Here is an 18651-nt window from a genome sequence, read left to right as displayed (position 1 = left end):
CCTGGGGGAACAAAAGCGTTAAACCTCAGGGGTTTGGGGACAGCGTCCCCAAGTTAAACAACATCCTCTTTTTTGAATAATATATTTAGTTGGCTTAGTACCCTATCCCAATCTCCATAGCCCCTAGTCCACTTCTTACTAACTCTTTCAGTAGCTAGATATAGCATTTTCATAAGACTTTCATCAGTAGGGAATATCAGTTTTGTTTTAGTTACTTTTCTAAACTGGCTGTTTAGACTTTCTATGGCATTGGTAGTGTACATAATCCTCCTTATATAGTCTGGAAACATTAGAAAGGTTGAAATATTATCCCAATTATCTTCCCAGCTTTTAATCGCATTCGGGTATTTATTGCACCATTTTTCCTTAGCATGAAGTAGATTTTCTAATGCCATTTCTTCATTCACTGAGGTATAAACAGCCTTTAGATCTGCTACGAATGCTTTCTTGTCTTTGTAGGGTATATATCGCATACTCGCCCTAAGCTGGTGAATAATACATCGCTGTATTTGGGCAAAAGGATACACTGCTCCAATGGCTTCTTTAAAGCCACTTAAACCATCTACACAGAATATTAAGACTTCTTGTACTCCTCTATTTTTGAGATCATTAAGGACTGAGAGCCAGAACTTGCTACTCTCATTTGCTCCTATCCAAATACCAAGGACTTCTTTTACTCCATCCATATTTACACCCAGCACCACGTAGGCTGCTTTAACTACTACTTGTTTATCTTCTCTTACTTTGTAGTGTATTGCATCCATGAATACGAAGGAATATCTCTTTTCTAATGGTCTGTTTTGCCATTCAGAGACTAGGAGTAAAATTCTGTTGGTTATGTTAGAGACCATATCAGCTGAAATATCCACATCATACAAGTTTTTTATTTGCTCTGATATATCTCTAGTGGTCATGCCTGCAGCATAAAGTGCCATTACTTTTTCTTCTATACCAGTTACATTCCTTTGATATTTAGGTATTATTTTGGGATCATAATCCCCATGTCTATCCCTTGGTATATTTAGATCAACAGGTCCTAATTCTGATTTTATGGTTTTCTTAGAATATCCATTTCGTCTATTCGGGGTTTCTTTATCGGACATATCATATCGATCATATCCTAGTTGCTCATCCATCTCTGCTTCTAAAGCTTCCTGTAATACATCCCTGAACATTTCTTTCATGGCTGCTAATACTTCATTTGGATTACTAAAATTTTGTTCCTTGATGTAATTTTTCAATACTTCCTTTGGTATATTCGACATAAAAATACTCCTCCTAGAAAATTTTGGTATTTTATCATTACCTCAATTATTGTCTAGAAAGAGTATACTTAATCTGTTTACACAAAATTTTCTACAGGCTCGTAGAATACAGGCTCAGTCTCTTGGCTGCATAAAATAATTGCGTAGCAGTTAAAAACTACTACGCAATAAAGTCTAACTTATTGGGGTCACATCATACAATGCAAGTGTTTTTTCAATGATGCTACTTAAAAGAAAGTGTCCTTTTTTGCTACTGCTTTCCAAAGTAAGTTCAATCACATGAGTTACATTTCTTGACTCCTCTGGCTTTGCTTGAAATTCTTCCTCCTTACTACTAGTATAGGTGGTTTTATGCATATAATATCAAGATTGCCTTATCCAATTATTGGACTTTTAGCGCATCCTACCGTCCCCTTGCTTCTTTTTACTTCCTTTCCCTTGCTTCCTTTCTTATATTTATTCCTTTTCTAGATTGAGTTTGGCATACATGCCACTTCCTATCATTCCTGCATCATTTTTTAGTGTCGCCAATGCAATCTCAGTAACATTCATACACTTCACATAGATATACTTCTTTACCTCTGCTTTTAATTTTTTCAGGAAAACATCTCCTGCCTCAGCAACCCCGCCACCAATAGCAATAATATCTGGGTCAAAGAGATTGATCAGATTTGCTAATCCAATAGCTAAATAATGTACCATCCTGTCTACAACCTTTAGGGCTAAATGATCGCCTTCTTTAGCACAATCAAAGATTATTTTGGCATTGAGATTATCTAAATTTCCATTGATCCGATTATAAATTAAACCCTTATCCTTTTCCTCTGCTAATAGCTTTTTACAATATTTTATAATAGCAGTAGCAGATACAAAGGTTTCGAAGCAACCATTATTACCACAGTTACAATCATAGAAATTTTCACCAATCACCACATGTCCTATCTCTGTGCCTATACCATGGCTTCCACTGTAGATTTCATGATTAATAATAAATCCGCCCCCTAAGCCGGTACCCAGTGTTAAAAAAATAGAATTCTTCTTTCCCTTGGTGACACCTTTGATATACTCCGCCACCGCCGCTACTGTCGCATCATTTTCTACATAGACCTTTAAGCCTGTCAGCACTTGCAACTTTTCCCCTAAAGCTACATCTTTCCAAAATAGGTTTGTGGCAAAATACACAAAACCCTCTTTGCTACAAGCCCCTGGAATGCCAATTCCTATTGCTGCAATATTTTCCTTATCTATCTTACTTTCTACCATAACCTTGTTGATTAATTCCTTGATCTTTGCCGCAACACCTTCAAAACCTTTCTCCACTGGTGTAGTACTGCTGGTCTTTGCAATGATATCCCCCTTTTCCGATACGATACCTACCTTAATGGAAGTTCCTCCTAGATCAACACCAATATAATACAATTTTTCATACACCCCTTATCTCTGCCCTTATTCAGTAAAATTTTTTACCTAAAATAACCTGTAGTTTTTTTATTTACTTCTTCTTTATGTTACTAAAGTCCTGCTTAGAATAAAATTCGGCTACAATTCAGAAGAGTTTTTACTCTCCCTGAATTGTAACCGAATTTATTTCAAGGATATAGTGCTTGATCTCCCATTCTTAGGCTACTTATTGCCATAGAACGCTTCAATATAAAGATTTTTCATATCTTGTATACTTGGAACTCTAGGATTGCAATAAACACAAATATCATTATAGGCATTTTTTGCTAATGCATCTAATGTATCATTAAATTGTTTTTCATCAATACCATATTCTTTAATCGTACTAGCTAACTCTATATCTGTTTGAAGCTCAAAAATAGCGTCAACAAGTTTATTTACAGCATCTTTTTTATCTGTAAAACTAATATCGATAGCCTTTGCTATTTCGGCATATAAATCACTTACTGCAATTGAGTTAAATTTAATAACATAGGGCAGCATCAGTGAATTTGCTGCACCATGGGGTATTCCAAATACTGAACCTAGTTGGTGCGCCAACGAATGCACGATACCCAAAAATGAATTTGTAAAAGCCATTCCAGCCATTAAGGAAGCCGTATGCATTTCTTCTCTGGCTGCAATATTACGCCCATCAGCATAAGCCTTCGGTAAGCTTTCAAAAACCATCTTAATGGCACTCATTGCAAGAGATTTATCTATTACAGTCGCCGCAATTGATGTATAGCTCTCTATAGCATGTGTTAAAACATCCATACCAGTTGCAGCCGTCACCTTTGGAGGCATTTTAGCTGCAAGATCAGGATCTGCAATGGCAATATCCGGTAGAACTTCTGGACTTGCAATTACCTCCTTGAAATGAGGCTCTACGTTGCTATTTGTAATAACCGCTGCACAGGTAGCTTCAGAGCCAGTGCCACTTGTCGTTGCAATTGCAATCATTTTAGCTTTTTTTCTCAGTTCTGGAGTAGCAGTAAAAACTGTTTCCCATGTAATATCAGGATATTCATATAATACCCACATTGCTTTTGCTGCATCTATAGAAGATCCTCCTCCCAAAGCCACGATCCAATCAGGAGAAAATACTTGCATTTGAGCAGCACCTTTTTCTGAAATTTCTCGGGTAGGATCGGGAGTAACTTCGCAGAAAGCTTGAGTTTCAAGCCCTGCAAGCTTTAAATAATCTGCTATTTTCTTGACAAAGCCTATATCTTCCATGGTTTTGTCAGAAACGATAAAAGCTTTTTTTCCCTTAATTTGCTTCAAGTATTCCAGTGCTCCACTACCAAATACGATGTCTTTTGGTGTTCTAAATAATTTCATCATTATTTTTCCCCCTTTTATTTTTTAAACCTTTTGTCTGCATCAATATATAATGCAAATGACGTGCCAACCATCAAAAAAATCAAGTATTATTATTTGAATTTAACGAAGAATCTGATAAAATGAGGGTAAATATACTATGCACTGCTATCCTTATCTTAAATACGTATTTAAATAAGAACATAAAAAGGTTGCTTTTTAATGGTAATGAAACTAAAGTTTTGTAATAAATTTGTTACAGTGTGTAATATTTCTTAGAAAGCGTAACATATCTCTACATAATAACAAACCGCTAAAACTTCAACTTACTTTTATTGCTATATCATGTATTTATTTTAAATACTTTCTTAAGGGGGAAGATGAGCAATGAGCAATGTTTGGAAAGATTTTGTGGTAAATGAAGATAGTAGAACTTTAAGTCAAGTTCCTACCGCTATTCTAAATTCATGGAAACGCTGTAAACATAATAATGTAAATCACATAAAAGTATCTAACAACGATATACTTCCTGCCTATAAACTAAAAGAATTGCAAGAAAAGGAAGAAATTATGGTGACTGTTGGAAAAAAGGTTTTGCACTATATTTACAAATACTTAAATAACAAGAATTACATTGTTTTAATTAGTAACAAAGATGGCTATATTTTAGATATGATTGGAGATCTCCCTTTCATGAATAAAGTTCAAAAAATCTCTCTATCTCCCGGTGCAAATTGGCGTGAGGAATTTAGAGGAACGAATACAGTAGGTACTATAATCGTTGAACAAACGCCATTGACAGTATTGGGTTGGGAACATTATGCAAAACCTGTTCACTTTTTAAACTGTTGGGCTGCACCAATATTTAATGCAGATGGAAATTTTGCAGGCGTCTTGAATATTTCTGGAGTTGCAGAAGCACCTAACAAAACCCTAATAAGCATTGCACAAAAAGGTGCAAAAATGATAGAACAAATTTTAAAAATTATTGAACTAGAAAGTAATTTTTATTTTGATAGATTGAAATTTGAAGCCATAGCACAGAAATTACATGATTCTGCCAACAAGCTTAATACATATTCTAATGATAATATTTCTCTTCTTAATAAACTTATTGTTAAAAATGAAAACCTGTCTAAAATTGAGTATAATCAACTGACAGACTTCCTTCTTTGGAACAGGAAATGGCTTATATTCAATAAAGTAGACTCAATAAATATACAAGAAAACAAAAATATCTGTGAGGAAAAAACATGGTGCGGAAGAAGTGAAAAAATTCATCAAGTGTTTAAAACTGCTACAAAAGCTGCTTTAACAAATTCTAATATTCTTATACAGGGTGAAAGTGGTACGGGTAAAGAAATAGTAGCAAGATTTATTCATAATAAAAGTTCTTGTTCAAACGGACCCTTTATTCCATTAAATTGTGCCGCCATACCCAATAATCTTATTGAAAGTGAGCTCTTTGGCTATTCCGATGGAGCTTTTACAGGAGCAAAACGCGGAGGACAGCTAGGGAAATTTGAAGAAGCTAACAATGGAACGATATTTTTAGATGAAATCGGAGATATGCCTCTCAATGCTCAAACTACGCTTCTTAGAATACTCCAAAATAAAGAGATCTGTAGGATTGGTGAAAGCAAATACAGGAAAATAAACATAAGAATCATTGCAGCAACCAATAGTAACTTAAAAGAACTTGTAGCAGAAAAAAAGTTTAGACTTGATTTATATTACAGGTTAAATGTTATTTCCATAAAAGTGCCTCCTTTAAGAGAAAGGTTGGAAGATTTATGGGATTTGATCCCTTTCTTTGTTGAAAAATATTGTAAATTACTTAATAAACCATTTGTAAACATAAGCCAGCAGGTATACAAATATTTTTTATCTTATGACTGGCCAGGAAATATAAGACAATTAGAAAACTATATTGAAAGTATGATTGCTCTTTGTGATGGAAATTTACTTACCGAAAATGACTTTCCTGATGAGTTTAAAGAATATTTTCCTGAAATCGAAAAAAAATCAAACACACTTCTCAACCTCCAGCATAATGACGCAGAATACAATACCCTATCACAGGTATTGGCGCAAACAAAAGGAAACGTTACCAAAGCTTCTAATATATTAGGCATAAGCAGGGTAACTATGTACAGAAAAATGAAAAAATATAATTTAATTGAAAAATAGTGTAATATAAAACTCAAAGCAAAAAGAATCATGCTTTTTGATCTTCTTTATACAAAAAACTAAAAACAATACAGATTGATAACCTGTATTGTTTTTAGTTTCATTTACGATAAATTAGCGTAAATGTTCAGTCATACTGCTGAAAAATTATGTTACTTGTGGATAATCTAGCTTTTCAGCTATTTTTGTAGCCATATTTCCACATAAAAATTTAGTTATCAACTGGCATTATTCTCCCATAAGCCTTATACTTAAAGTATATTGATTAGAAGGGATGTGGCAGATTTGAGTTATGATATTACATCAGATTTTATTCAAACAACAGATGAAGTAATTAATCATATACCATCTAAGTGCAACGGATGTGCTAACTTTAGCAACTGTACATCTTGTGGTATTGCTGGTAAAAGATACGAAGTAGATATTGTTGTAGATACCAAAGTAATCTTACATCAGACGCTAGCTTTTTCATGCTCTAATCAAAACAATAAAGTTATTGCAGGGATCTTTCCTGAAAATATAACATCCACTATGCAATACGGCTGTAATTTAGAAGCATTGGTTGTGACACTAAATACCATAGGGATGGTAAGTATTACTGTTTATTTAAGCAAGGCAGTAGATTATTTGAGGGAAAGAAATGAACTTAATGACGAATTTTTAGCATATGTTTCTCCTTTAAATTGGGAACATATAAATTTATATGGGCATTATAGTTTTGATAAAAAGAATATAACCACATTAGATTCTTTAAAATCCTTAAATATAAAAAGTGATGAATGGGAGTGTTGAAAATGCCATTACCAAAACCAGAACAGAAATATTCATATGCTGATTACTTAACCTGGAATGAAAACGAAAGATGGGAAATTTTTGACGGTGTTCCATATATGCAGGCAGCACCCACAAGAATACATCAAGAAATATCAATGGAATTAGCTACACAGTTTCATACTTATCTCAAGGGTAAAACATGCCGTGTTTTTGCTGCACCATTTTGCGTAAGACTCGACATTGAAAAGAATGATAATGATATAAAAAATGTAGTAGAGCCTGATATAACTATTGTTTGTGATGGATCTAAGCTTGATGATAGGGGTTGCAAAGGTTCTCCTGATATGATAGTTGAAATATTGTCTCCATCTACAGGCAAAACCGATAAACTTATAAAGTTTAATAAGTATGAAAAAGCTGGGGTAAAGGAATACTGGATTGTAGAACCTGACCAAAAACTTGTAAGTGTATTTTTATTACAGCCAAACAGCAGATATGGAAGACCTGAAATATACTCAGATGAAGATACGATAACAATTTCAATTTTCAAAGACCTTGAAATTGACTTGAAAACTGTTTTTGATATAGAATAATTTTCGCTTTTAATGGGGGTATTGGCTTAGAGTATAAAAAAGAATAGAGGAAAGCACCCGACTAAAGGACTTTCCCCTATACCTTGAATATTTAGTTTAATAAATTTACCTTATGTGTATTATAGACAAATTTACCAATAATATAACCAAATATATACGGCCAGGGAAAGAAAATTCCAAGGACGGTTCTTTGATTCTGGTGAATCCTTTAGTGTATTCTCCTACGGCAGCTACTGTGGCATCATTTTCTACGTAGACCTTTAGACCCGTCATTTCATGTAATCTTTCACCTAAATGCCAATATAGTACAATTTTTCACACACCCCTTATCTCCATCCTTACACTACAGTTTTTTATCTAAAATAACTTATAGTTTTTTTGTTTACTTCTTTTCTATGCTACTAATGTCCTGCTTAGAATAAGATGAAATTAAAAACAATACAGGTTGATAGCCTATATTGCTTTTAATTTCATCTTATTTTCACTTTATTCTTCAGTTATATCCGTTTATCCCTTAATTATTTTCTTTTGACAGGTTCGATATTATCAGCTTTCTAAGAAATCTTAAGTATAGTAGGTACTTAGCCTAGACATCGCTACCCCTTCCCGACTTCGTTACCTTCCACTGGTGCTGGAATCTCTTCTAATTCATACTGCTCATATTCAAACAATTGATTGGAATCATCATCTATTTTTTTATATTCTTCGGCTCTTTCTTCTATAAGTTTAAGTTTTTTTCCCCCATCTTCCTGCACTTCATATATTTCTCGCTTTATAGGAAAATCAGTCTCTTCATCTACATATACCACTTCACAAAAGCCATCTATTAATGAAGATATTTTTTTTGCTTTTTTCCCATTGCTAAGTTCAATATTGCCCTCTAATGTCCACTTTTGATTTTTTAGACTATTTTTTATATTCTCTTGTATTGATTTTGAAAGAATTTCTTTGTTAGCCTTTGCAATTTCATCAGGAAGCAGCCAAGTATGTACCTCGACTTTTCCATTCTCATTTCCGATGTTTATAATCCTTTTTCCTTCTTCTAGTACTAGAATTCTGTTTACCAAGTTACCATTTTCATCCTTTATATCGGACCTTTCTTTGAGGTTTTTCATATCACGATAGTACTCTTCACTGTAACCCTCCTTACGGCTAACTTTAATATATTCTATTTTAGATTCATTTAATTGTTTAGATGCGTTATAAGCTATCCTATCACCGATCTGTACTAAAGATGTGTTTGTTTTTATAAAACCGAAGACTATTATTGTTATAACAGCAAAAATCACGGTTGTAGCTTTTATACTCTTTTTAGCTAACATATTTTACACCACCTTTTACTGGTAACGCCATATTTACTTTAAAAACATCTCCACAATCCCGCAAATTTAAAATACCCTCGTACTCTTCAACAGCCCTTTTTATCCTTTTTAGACCAAAACTATAATGCTCTTTATCTTTTGGGGGTATATTTTAAAATAGTTTCTTCCTTAAAATACTTTAATTATAAAATAATAATACAAAAGACATACATTAATAGTATTTGTTATAAAATTAACCACATTACTTAATGTACTAATCTTTGAAAGGATTTTTTGATAAAGCATTGGCTACTTGCCTCTTATATCTTCTACTTATTGGAATTTTTTTACTAATTTTCCTAAATACAATAAAATCATTTTCAATATTGAGTATTTTGTCAGTATTCACAATAAAGCCATGATGACAACGTATAAAGGTGTCTCCTTTTAAACCCTTCATAATGTTTTGTAATGCATCTAAAAATTCAAAGGATTCTCTATTAGTCGCAACTACTATTTTTTTACCTTGTCTTTCAAAATAATAGATTTTATCATATTTAATTCTTAAAACTTGTTGTTTGGTTTTGACTGAAAAGAGATTAATTTTTTCTTCATAAGCAGATCTTTCCTTTAAGCGCATACATATTTTTTCCATTAAAGAAAAGAATTTTTTAGATGTGATTGGTTTGATTATATATTGAAACGCTTGTATTTCAAAGGCTTCCAAAGCATAATTTTTAAATCCAGTGATAAATACAATAATTGTGTTAGGAAACTTGACCCTTATCTCATTTCCCACTTGAATTCCATTTAATCCTTGCATTTTTATATCAAGAAAAGCAATATCAACATATTGATTTTCAATTTTTTCTAATAATTCTTCACCACTACTTGCTTTAATAAGATGAATATCATAGTCTTTATTAAAATCTTCCAAATATCCCACAATCACGTTTAAATGATTAATATTATCATCACAGATTGCTATATTTAGTTTCACATCTATTCACCTCGTTCCCTTTACTTAGTACTTGCACCCGCTACGCCACGGGGACAGTTCCTCAGGCACATAAAAAAACATACGTGCCAGACGAAACCGTCCCCATGACTCCGCTACCTCACACTGAGTTGTAAAAGTTTTATTGCAACTTGTACATTTTATAAACAACTCGGATTTCATTCCTAATTTTTCCATATTTATTATTGTTATAATTTAAGTTAAAAGCATCATAATGTTATTATTTTAACAATGTTTTTGACATAAGTGGTAGTTGGAAAAGAAAATTCAAAAAACATCATTAGAAAGATAGGAATAAAACCTAATAGCTTTGTTAAATAAAGAATATTTTTGATTAAAACATTGATTGTCTTCACCATCAAATCATCGCCCGTATTGGACACATAATGAAAAGAGAGGCTCCTTCTTCAAGATTACTCTCTTTTCTAGCTTCTGATGCTTTTGCTATTCAATTTCTATAGTATCTATATCTAGTATAGGTTCTCCCTTCACCTCTAATTTTTCTCTTTCCCACTTTTCATTTATTTTTTTAGAGGACTGCATAACATTTGTTCCATCTGCCTCCTTGTAAAGTACTACAAGTTCAGAACTATCTTCTTTTATTAAAAATATAGGTACTGTAGAACCTATTGGCCCTTGGTCTAAAGCATCAAATTCTGTTGCAATTTCCCAACCCCAATCTCCGATCTCGTCAAATCTTATTTCTTTATAATTTGCTGACTTTGCTCCTGCTGCTGATATTTCTCTTGTCTCTGATGTTTTATCTAAGCCAAAGCTTATCATAATATCATTTCTAGCATGTTCTAATAGCATTTCTGTTTTAAGCCCTATATTCTCATCCTTCTCACTATTAGCATTAATCACAGCTAAACTTCCTATCATTAAAATAAAGCACAAAGCAAAAAGAATAATACTTTTTTGTTTTTTTAACATTTTTGTTTTCCTCCTTCCATTAATTGCGATCTGTATAACTCGCAGTACCAAATACTATCCACTCAGGACTACCCGAATATCTTCCATAGGGTGTAACGTCTAATTTCCAATTATTTGAGTATTTTGTGCTTGAAACTGTGCCTTCTTTCACTGCCTCATAGGGTGCAGTAGTGTCTGATACAGATGAATCTAGAACTCTTATACCATCTCTATAAACTCTATATCTTACTTTAACACCTGTAGTATCGCTAGTAGCTGACGCTGCATCTGCATAGAAATCAGCCCCATATCCGTAAGCTTCAATCCATCCATCTGAAAATATTATATATACATCGCTAGCATATACCATGACAAGTGACATTACTAGCATCATAGTAACGCTTATCACTAATCTACTTTTTTTCACTCTCATAAATAATCCTCCTTTTTTCTTTATATTATTTCATGCATAATTAATATTTCATTTAACTTTAGATTTTGGCACTTTAAAACACCATCTGTTTAAACTTTCCAAGGACTGTTATAAATATCTTTTTAGTTACTACTTTTAGCAGAATCTCGAGAAATCTTATCCATAAAAACTTACCTCCTTTGCGTTATTTAAGAACTTTTTTATAAAGCCTTTAATTTTTCAAAATAATTTTCCATAATTTACCTAAATAATAACATAACATTATTACCTAAACAACCCTTCTGGCATAAGTGGTCGTTAAAATGGCATAACTGGTTGTTGAAAAATCCAAATCTACAAGTCATCGTTAGAAGCAAAGGGACGGCAAACTACGTAAAAAATCCAACAATTACTTAAGTCAATCTTGATATAACATGCTGTAATTCATCTATAATAATAGAAAAAGTAACTCAAACAAATATAGAAGTAATGTAGCTATATAAGTTGTAGTAAATATGTTACATCCGCTATGCCACGGGGACACGTGCCAGATGAACCGTCCCCATGACTCCGAAGCAAAGGGACGGCAAACTACGTAAAAAGTCCAAAAATTACTTAAGTTAATCTTGATATAACATGCTGTAATTCATCTACAATACTAGAAAAGGTAACTCAAACAAATATAGAAGTAATGTGGCTATTAAGAAGATTGACACCAAATTACAAGTCCATGTTTGCCTTTATAAAAGATAATAAAAAATAAACCACTCAGGTTCAAGACTTTAGTCTTACATCAACCTTCATGGTTTTTAGCTTAATATTTTTTAGTATTAACACTTTCAAATACCTTTGTTAAAATTAACCTCTAATTTAATTTTAACAAAAAATATAATTTTCTATAATTATCCAGATCTCTTAGATATCGGTTTTTTCATGAATTTTTAAGGACCAACAATTTAAGTGCCCTGACATCGAAGTTTAAGTTTTTTTAAGTCTTTTCATATATTACAATTCCTACCCTATCTATATGATTGATTAAGTCTGTGTTTTCTATCTTTTGGAATATGGATAAATCAAAACCATAAGGTAAATATAGCTCATCCAATTCTAAATGCAGCTTATTAACATCTTCTAGATTTATATTTTTACCAATCAAAGCTAAGTCTATATCTGATCCGTTTTTATAGTTTCCTTTTGCCCGCGAACCATAAAGCACTACTTTTTCAATTTTATCATACCTAGAAAAAATCTCTAGAATTCTTTCCAATGTACTTTCTTTTAAACCATATTTCACTGTTCTCTACTCTCTTCTCTTTGAAATTGATCCATCTTCTTTCTTAAGCCTTCAAAAGCCTGAAAGTATGAATCTTTTACTATTCGGATAATCTCATCTGCTATACCTTCATCATATGTATGACTTGTGAGATTACGACTCTTTATCATCTGCATCCAAACTTCTCCATTTTCTATTAAGCCCAGGGCAAAGGCTTCTTTTGTAGCATCCTTTGAACCATATATATTTGTATTGCCTCGATTTTCAAAAAAATCTTTTATCGTCTTCCAAGCCAATTCATGGGTGTATTCGAACCCTTGTATAACCCCTTGTTTCTCAAGGTTTGTAAGTTCTCTTTTTTCCATTAATTCTACTGCTTCTTCAAGTTGCTTTAATGCTTTCTTATAATTGCTAAATCTTTGCATCCAACGAACATCTTGAAAATCCATAGAATCTCTTCCCTCCATAGTTAGCCAGCAGATAGCTAATTCATTTTATCAAAAGGTCGTGCGATATTGCAATGTATAAAATATTCAACAAAATACTGTTTAATCATTCTGCTTTTTACCCGATTATCTTACCGCTATTTTATCAAAATGTCAAAGAATTTACTATAGTTTCCCCATAACTTTTAAACATTCCCTCAAGTTAGATCTAATGACACAAAAAAATCCTTATCTTATGTAATGGCTTAACCGGTAGTTAAAAAATGAAAATTTAAAAGATATCATTAGAACGATCGGAGTGAACTGCTTGCAGCTTGCTGAGGCAAGTTCACTAGAAATATAAGTACTGTAAAACCTATTGGTCCTTGGTCTAAAGCATCAAATTCTGTTGCAATTTCCCAACCGACAAGAATGCTACTAATTACCATATGAACCTGACCTTCTAACTGTATTAATAGCTAACCATTGGTTTTCTTTTTACATTAAAATAGAACTGAGGCCCTCAGTTCTATTTTTTATTGTGAATTATTTTTGTCCTAATTCTTCCTTCAAAAAGTTAGGTAATGCAAAAGAAGCCTTAAACAAATCATGATTATAGTATTTTGTTTGGAAAGTTTGTGGCTCGAGTTCTTCTTTTGCTAATGGATCATATCTTTTTGAACCCATTGTATAGCTCCATAAGAAGCCTGGATAGGTAGCATTGGTAGATGTGTATACCCTTGCAATAGGGAATAAACTGCTTATGCTGGCATAAACATCTTTGATTAATTGCATATGTAAAAATAAGGATTCACTTTGACATACAAATAATCCATCTTCCTTCAATGCCCCACGGACATCGGTATAAAACTGCTTCTGGAATAGTTCTACAGCAGGTCCTACTGGATCTGAGGAATCTATAATAATTACATCATAGGTATTAGGATTATTTTTTATGAAAGCAATACCATCCTTAGTAATGACGTTTACTTTAGGATTATCATAAGAAACACTCATTTCAGGTAGATATTCTCTACAAGCTTCAATAACTACAGGATCAATCTCACACATGTCCACTTGCTTTACTTTAGGATGCTTTGCAGCTTCTCTAGCCGCACCACCATCTCCACCACCAATAATTAATACTTTTTCAGGATTAGGATGGGTAAATAAAGGTACGTGGGTGATCATTTCATTATAAACAAATTCATCCTTAACAGTTACTTGAATCGCACCATCTAACGCCAAAGCCCTCCCCAATTCCTGTAATTCTAGTATAGCCACCTCTTGGAAGTCTGACTTTTGATGATATAAAACCTTGTCTACTGTCCAATTCATAGACAGTCCTGTGGAATGTTTCTCATTTAAAATAATTGGCAATTTTTTTCCTCCTTTGCTATTGTTTTCATAAGTATTTCAAAACAGGTCAATTATATCATATTCATAGAAATATGTATATAATATGCTTCTCACTTTTGGAAATTATTCTTTGTTCATCTTCTTTTTATAGACAGCACCAAAAATTTCATAAATAATCTTTAACGCCGCCCAGCTGGTAATGTCTGAGGTGTCTAAGGGAGGAGCAACTTCTACAACATCTACCACTGCTACAGGTAAAGTCAAGATGATTTCTCTGACCACTTCCATAAGCTCACGGGTGCTAAGACCTCCTGCCTCTGGTGTTCCAGTTCCTGGAGCAAAGGCTGGATCTAACACATCAATATCTAGCGTAATGTATAATTTTGTGTAATCCTTGTACTTTTCCTTCAAAACCTCTATTACATAATCTATTCCTTTACGATATACCTCTCTAGCTCCAATAATCTTAATTTCCGGATGTTTCTCGAAATACGCTAGTTCCTCCTCCATGTAAGACCGCAACCCAACAAAAGTTAAATCTTCTGGCGCTATGTTTTTTATTTCCAATGCTCTCCGCTGCGTGCAGGCATGAGACCAGGGATGTCCATCATAGGTATCAATAATATCTGGATGAGAATCAAAATGTATAATTCCTATTTTTTCTTCTTTATGTATTTTAGCAAAAGCTGTTTCTAACGGTATGGTAACTGCATGGTCTCCACCAATAAACAAACAGGTTTTTCCTGTCTTCATTAGGGAAAAGGCTGTCTCTTCCACCTGTTTAAAATATTTTTCCCAATCTAAGGTGATTTCTACATTTTCATGGTCATATACTTTAAAGTTTCTTAGCAATAATCCTTCTTCTGTAACAGGAGGTAAAATTCTTGAAAGTTCCCTTAGCTTATCAGGGGCTTCCGCTGCACCTTTCCTGTTACTGACGGCACTATCAAAAGGAATACCTAAAACAATGATATCAGCTTCATCTATTTTGTCAGTATAAATTTCTCCCCAAGGTAGTCGGTATTTCATCCATCTACTCCTCCTCTCGATTGCTTAAATTTAAATTTTATAATAGTCTTATAGCTTTTACAATGCCCAATTTTTCTTGTTTTATTTCACTGATCTTTGCTGCTATAGATGAACTGAATAGGGGCCCTTAAAAACCTTTGATATTCTTTTATTTTTCTGGTGATACCTCCTCTGTGAAAAGAAAAACTCGATATGGCCTCCCAAGCAAAAACCCAGCCACCTACATAAAATCCCTCTAACAAAGTTGTAGATATAGGATGTGCAGATAAGGTGCTTTCAAGCATAGATGCAGTGAATATTAGAGCAAAAGCCGTTACTACATACAACACCGCCCGCATAGATAATTCTTTCAGATTTCTTCTTTCCACACGAAGGTAATGGATATATTGCGTTCTAAACCCTTTTATAATATTTTTTTCTTTTTGTAAATCTCTTTCTTCTTCTGTAATACTTATATTTAACTCAATATCATATTTCAAAGGTATTTCCTGGGAACATTCCTCTAAGAAATAAATCAAATCAGGGTCTAAGTCCCTTCTTTTAAATGAAGCATTATCCCATTCGTTAAATAGATAAATATATTGTTCTAAATGAATTTCTATCATCAAATTGCCAGTTGCAGTATTCAATGGGTAAATTTCATTTAAAAAAATATTTTTTTCGTATTCCTTCCTCTTCATTTTTTCTTCCTCTCATTCTATCAAACAGCCATCATCTCTGTACTTATAGAGAATAACTATTGTATTTATTATTATACAATACAGCAATATCATTCTATAAAGCTTATTGGTTTCTGTATATTTATGAAAAATTTTCCTTTAACTTCCTATATAATTTCTGTATTTTTGCAAAAAATAAAGTATACAAAACATAATATAACCATAATTCATTTTTGTATATAGATTTATTTCACTGAATTAGGAGGGAATGTCATGAAAAAAGTATTCGTAGTCGCTTTGATTGCTTTAAGCTTAACGATAGTAAATATCCAGGAAATCAATACTTATAAGACAGAGGGGACAAAAGTATTGACAATAGAAGATACCATTAATTCTTTTAAGCCTGAAATTACCCTTAAAGTAATTTGCTAACAGGCCAAAAAACATCCACAATAAAAAAACAACAGAATTCAATAAATTCTGTTGTTTTTTTATTGTGGATTCGCCTCTTCTACAATTGTATAAAATTCCATCGGTTTTTCTTTAGATAGAGCAGGCACTTTAATATCTTCCTCAAACTCTATGGTAGTATTGATACCGTCTCCTTCCATAAGCTCAAATAACAAAGTTCTGTAGCTAGCATATCGATGAAAACCTTCCACATCTCCTATAGCCCTAATAACATACGGTGGCGCGATGGCTGTCATATTAATATTTATATGATTTCCAGCCAAAGTCACTTCACTTCTAGAAGCAACTCTGTGATTATTAATAGATATTACCTCAGCTCCAGCTGCCTTTAACTCGTTTACTAGGTTGATGAGATATTTTTTTTGTTCTACAGTCATCGCTATATTTTCTTCCAAATTGCTTTCTAATGTGATTTTGATGCCAGGACCTGCTAACGCCTCATATCCTGCTAAAATTCTATATTCATTGATTCTAGATCTTAGATTTTTTAGCACGATATTTTCTGTAGCTTTTTCTTCTTCATATTCTTCCACCTGTGCTTTTAACTCTTTAATTTTTATTTTCATATCCTCATTGGCTTTTCTTAGATCTACTACTTCCTGGACTTCTATTTCACCACTAAAGGGCAAAGAAATTTCGTTTTGGATATCGCCAAGAGCATCTATATGGATACCTATAATGATTCCTGATATGGCAAAAGCTAAAAATAAAATAAAAGAAATATTGCTTTTCTTCAATATCTCACTTCCTTTACTTGAATTGTGCAATCCTTCAATCTCTTCCTCAGAATCAGCTGAAAAATTACACAAGTCCGGTTCTTTTAAATAGAAGTCTATATAATCCTTCTTACTAAAATAATACCTGTTCCTATAGAAATAGTCAATAAATTTAGGAAGGTCTTAAGACCTTCCTAAATGAGTTAATGACTTTTCTGCTTCTTCTACCATTTTTTTGACCATGTTACCTCCAACGTACCCTGCAGAGGTATTATTTTGAAGTCCTAATTCCCTAGCAACTTCTGCTTTAAAAGAATTTAAGGCTTGCCTAGCTTCAGGAATAACTGGATTTTTTGTTTTCTTCATCTCTATCACCTCTATACTTAGTATAGAGACTTTGATATGATTTTATACTAATCCTATCTTTTCCTTTACATCCTTCATGGTTTTTTCTGCAATTTCAGTGGCTCTAGCTGCCCCTTGTTTATAAACATTGGTAATATAATCAGGATGCTTCATATACTCTTCATACTTTTCTTTAAAAGGTTTTAAACTTTCTACCACTAATTCTGCCGCATCTGATTTAAAGACACCATAACCTTTCCCCGCATATTTTTCTTCTACCTCTTGAACACTGCAATTGGCTAACTTAGAGTAAATGGTTATAAGGTTTTTTATACCAGGTTGTTCATCTCGGTATGTAACACTGTTTTCATTGTCTGTAACAGCTCTTTTCATTTTTTTAAGAATAACATCATTGCTGTCCAGTAGAAAGATGGTTCCATTTACATTATCATCTGACTTTGACATTTTTTTCTCCGGCTCTTGGAGACTCATTATTCTAGCGCCTACTTTTGATAGATGTATCTCTGGTAATGCAAAAGTCTCCCCATAGGCGTTATTAAATCGAATAGCAATATCTCTAGCTAATTCTAAATGTTGCCTTTGGTCTTCCCCTACAGGCACTAAATCAGTTTGATATAATAAAATATCTGCTGCCTGCAGTACTGGATAAGTAAATAGACCAGCATTAATATTATCCTTATGTCTTTCAGATTTTTCCTTAAATTGTGTCATTCTATTAAGTTCACCCATGTAAGTAACACAATTTAAAATCCAGTTTAATTCTGCATGCTGTATGACATGAGATTGAAAAAAGATAATATTTTTTTCAGGATCTAAGCCACATGCTAAATATTGTGCTAAAAAGGATAAGCAAGAGGCTTTAAAAACCTTTGGATCATGGCGTATTGTCAATGAATGTAAATCTACGATGGAATACACACATTGATAATCATTTTCTAATGCCTTCCAATTTTGAATAGCACCAATATAATTGCCTAAGGTTAAACTACCAGTAGGCTGTGCTCCACTAAAAATTACTTTTTCTTTCTTATCTGTCATTATTTTCACCTTCCCTATTCTATATAAAAAATTTTTCTCTTGTAAAATAAATAGGTATATTTTATCCAATATGAATAAATATATTTA

At 32.9% G+C, this 18651-nt stretch carries 21 protein-coding genes; 4 read left to right on the top strand and 17 right to left on the bottom strand.

The genetic code is table 11. From position 1 onward, the window contains the following. Window positions 1–53: 53 nt before the first annotated feature. From BJL90_RS08915 to BJL90_RS08900, 4 genes are all read right to left on the bottom strand, one after another. Window positions 54–1265 carry an IS256 family transposase gene (locus BJL90_RS08915; protein WP_070966768.1) on the bottom strand — a complete coding sequence of 404 codons (1212 nt, stop codon included), beginning with the start codon at window positions 1263–1265 and terminating at the stop codon, window positions 54–56. Window positions 1266–1439: 174 nt separating this feature from the next. Continuing rightward, a complete protein-coding gene (locus tag BJL90_RS08910) occupies window positions 1440–1622 on the bottom strand; it encodes a hypothetical protein (RefSeq protein WP_070966766.1) in 183 nt (60 codons plus the stop codon). Window positions 1623–1721: 99 nt separating this feature from the next. After that, the gene (locus tag BJL90_RS08905; RefSeq protein ID WP_070966763.1) at window positions 1722–2684 is read right to left on the bottom strand and encodes an ROK family protein; all 963 of its coding nucleotides are present in this window, start codon (window positions 2682–2684) and stop codon (window positions 1722–1724) included. A gap of 204 nt (window positions 2685–2888) precedes the next feature. Continuing rightward, entirely contained in the window at window positions 2889–4052 is a 1164-nt protein-coding gene (locus BJL90_RS08900; protein ID WP_236905051.1) for an iron-containing alcohol dehydrogenase, read from the bottom strand. 363 nt (window positions 4053–4415) lie between these two features. Here BJL90_RS08900 and BJL90_RS08895 point away from each other — a divergent pair, with 363 nt between their 5' ends. The 3 genes from BJL90_RS08895 (at window position 4416) to BJL90_RS08885 (ending at window position 7585) form a co-directional block, all read left to right on the top strand. Next, window positions 4416–6218, top strand: a complete 1803-nt coding sequence (locus BJL90_RS08895; protein ID WP_070966760.1) for a sigma-54-dependent Fis family transcriptional regulator — start codon at window positions 4416–4418, stop codon at window positions 6216–6218. 285 nt (window positions 6219–6503) lie between these two features. Further along, window positions 6504–7010, top strand: coding sequence for a Tn3 family transposase (locus BJL90_RS08890; RefSeq protein ID WP_070966757.1), 507 nt, complete (start codon window positions 6504–6506; stop codon window positions 7008–7010). Between the two features lie 2 nt (window positions 7011–7012). Continuing rightward, a complete protein-coding gene (locus tag BJL90_RS08885) occupies window positions 7013–7585 on the top strand; it encodes a Uma2 family endonuclease (protein WP_070966754.1) in 573 nt (190 codons plus the stop codon). 596 nt (window positions 7586–8181) lie between these two features. Here the strand turns inward: BJL90_RS08885 and BJL90_RS08880 are convergent. The 10 genes from BJL90_RS08880 to BJL90_RS08840 form a co-directional block, all read right to left on the bottom strand. Continuing rightward, complete coding sequence (locus tag BJL90_RS08880; RefSeq protein ID WP_070966752.1) at window positions 8182–8907, bottom strand: hypothetical protein; 726 nt, start codon at window positions 8905–8907, stop codon at window positions 8182–8184. A 253-nt stretch (window positions 8908–9160) separates the two neighbouring features. Continuing rightward, window positions 9161–9886: a LytR/AlgR family response regulator transcription factor gene (locus BJL90_RS08875; protein ID WP_070966749.1), complete on the bottom strand. Its 726-nt coding sequence runs from the start codon at window positions 9884–9886 to the stop codon at window positions 9161–9163. Between the two features lie 227 nt (window positions 9887–10113). Next, window positions 10114–10287, bottom strand: a complete 174-nt coding sequence (locus tag BJL90_RS22530) for a hypothetical protein (RefSeq protein ID WP_205684283.1) — start codon at window positions 10285–10287, stop codon at window positions 10114–10116. A 61-nt stretch (window positions 10288–10348) separates the two neighbouring features. Further along, window positions 10349–10837 carry a hypothetical protein gene (locus BJL90_RS08870; protein WP_070966747.1) on the bottom strand — a complete coding sequence of 163 codons (489 nt, stop codon included), beginning with the start codon at window positions 10835–10837 and terminating at the stop codon, window positions 10349–10351. 19 nt (window positions 10838–10856) lie between these two features. Further along, complete coding sequence (locus tag BJL90_RS08865; RefSeq protein WP_070966745.1) at window positions 10857–11249, bottom strand: hypothetical protein; 393 nt, start codon at window positions 11247–11249, stop codon at window positions 10857–10859. A 967-nt stretch (window positions 11250–12216) separates the two neighbouring features. Then, window positions 12217–12522 (bottom strand): nucleotidyltransferase domain-containing protein, encoded by a 306-nt coding sequence (locus BJL90_RS08860; protein ID WP_070966742.1) that lies wholly within the window; start codon window positions 12520–12522, stop codon window positions 12217–12219. Further along, on the bottom strand, window positions 12519–12950 hold the full coding sequence (locus tag BJL90_RS08855; RefSeq protein ID WP_070966740.1) for a nucleotidyltransferase substrate binding protein: 432 nt from the start codon (window positions 12948–12950) through the stop codon (window positions 12519–12521). Before BJL90_RS08855 ends, BJL90_RS08860 begins: the two co-directional genes overlap by 4 nt. Window positions 12951–13472: 522 nt before the next feature. After that, complete coding sequence (gene speE, locus BJL90_RS08850; protein WP_081561914.1) at window positions 13473–14306, bottom strand: polyamine aminopropyltransferase; 834 nt, start codon at window positions 14304–14306, stop codon at window positions 13473–13475. A 102-nt stretch (window positions 14307–14408) separates the two neighbouring features. Next, a complete protein-coding gene (speB, locus tag BJL90_RS08845; protein WP_070966738.1) occupies window positions 14409–15314 on the bottom strand; it encodes an agmatinase in 906 nt (301 codons plus the stop codon). 86 nt (window positions 15315–15400) lie between these two features. Further along, window positions 15401–15994: a hypothetical protein gene (locus tag BJL90_RS08840; protein ID WP_070966735.1), complete on the bottom strand. Its 594-nt coding sequence runs from the start codon at window positions 15992–15994 to the stop codon at window positions 15401–15403. A 252-nt stretch (window positions 15995–16246) separates the two neighbouring features. On the opposite strand from BJL90_RS08840, the gene BJL90_RS21865 reads away from it, so the two are divergent. Then, window positions 16247–16405: a hypothetical protein gene (locus BJL90_RS21865; RefSeq protein WP_156778747.1), complete on the top strand. Its 159-nt coding sequence runs from the start codon at window positions 16247–16249 to the stop codon at window positions 16403–16405. Window positions 16406–16464: 59 nt separating this feature from the next. Here the strand turns inward: BJL90_RS21865 and BJL90_RS08835 are convergent, their stop codons facing one another. The 3 genes from BJL90_RS08835 to trpS all read right to left on the bottom strand — a co-directional run bounded on the left by BJL90_RS08835 (window position 16465) and on the right by trpS (window position 18564). Then, the gene (locus tag BJL90_RS08835) at window positions 16465–17253 is read right to left on the bottom strand and encodes a DUF881 domain-containing protein (RefSeq protein WP_156778746.1); all 789 of its coding nucleotides are present in this window, start codon (window positions 17251–17253) and stop codon (window positions 16465–16467) included. 90 nt (window positions 17254–17343) lie between these two features. Further along, on the bottom strand, window positions 17344–17526 hold the full coding sequence (locus BJL90_RS08830) for an alpha/beta-type small acid-soluble spore protein (protein WP_070966730.1): 183 nt from the start codon (window positions 17524–17526) through the stop codon (window positions 17344–17346). Window positions 17527–17568: 42 nt separating this feature from the next. Beyond that, entirely contained in the window at window positions 17569–18564 is a 996-nt protein-coding gene (gene trpS / locus BJL90_RS08825) for a tryptophan--tRNA ligase (RefSeq protein WP_070973109.1), read from the bottom strand. Window positions 18565–18651 lie beyond the last annotated feature (87 nt).

This window comes from Clostridium formicaceticum, assembly GCF_001854185.1.
Taxonomy (GTDB): Bacteria; Bacillota; Clostridia; order Peptostreptococcales; family Natronincolaceae; genus Andreesenella; species Andreesenella formicacetica.
Note: the sequence above shows the minus strand (reverse complement) of the source record. Positions and strands in the feature narration are given on the sequence as shown.

Coding starts and splice junctions, on each gene's coding strand:
- BJL90_RS08915 (WP_070966768.1), bottom strand. CDS start 1,265: ATGTCGAATATACCAAAGGAAGTATTGAAAAATTACATCAAGGAACAA.
- BJL90_RS08910 (WP_070966766.1), bottom strand. CDS start 1,622: ATGCATAAAACCACCTATACTAGTAGTAAGGAGGAAGAATTTCAAGCA.
- BJL90_RS08900 (WP_236905051.1), bottom strand. CDS start 4,052: ATGATGAAATTATTTAGAACACCAAAAGACATCGTATTTGGTAGTGGA.
- BJL90_RS08895 (WP_070966760.1), top strand. CDS start 4,416: ATGAGCAATGTTTGGAAAGATTTTGTGGTAAATGAAGATAGTAGAACT.
- BJL90_RS08885 (WP_070966754.1), top strand. CDS start 7,013: ATGCCATTACCAAAACCAGAACAGAAATATTCATATGCTGATTACTTA.
- BJL90_RS08880 (WP_070966752.1), bottom strand. CDS start 8,907: ATGTTAGCTAAAAAGAGTATAAAAGCTACAACCGTGATTTTTGCTGTT.
- BJL90_RS08870 (WP_070966747.1), bottom strand. CDS start 10,837: ATGTTAAAAAAACAAAAAAGTATTATTCTTTTTGCTTTGTGCTTTATT.
- BJL90_RS08865 (WP_070966745.1), bottom strand. CDS start 11,249: ATGAGAGTGAAAAAAAGTAGATTAGTGATAAGCGTTACTATGATGCTA.
- BJL90_RS08855 (WP_070966740.1), bottom strand. CDS start 12,950: ATGGATTTTCAAGATGTTCGTTGGATGCAAAGATTTAGCAATTATAAG.
- speB (WP_070966738.1), bottom strand. CDS start 15,314: ATGAAATACCGACTACCTTGGGGAGAAATTTATACTGACAAAATAGAT.
- BJL90_RS08840 (WP_070966735.1), bottom strand. CDS start 15,994: ATGAAGAGGAAGGAATACGAAAAAAATATTTTTTTAAATGAAATTTAC.
- BJL90_RS21865 (WP_156778747.1), top strand. CDS start 16,247: ATGAAAAAAGTATTCGTAGTCGCTTTGATTGCTTTAAGCTTAACGATA.
- BJL90_RS08830 (WP_070966730.1), bottom strand. CDS start 17,526: ATGAAGAAAACAAAAAATCCAGTTATTCCTGAAGCTAGGCAAGCCTTA.
- trpS (WP_070973109.1), bottom strand. CDS start 18,564: ATGACAGATAAGAAAGAAAAAGTAATTTTTAGTGGAGCACAGCCTACT.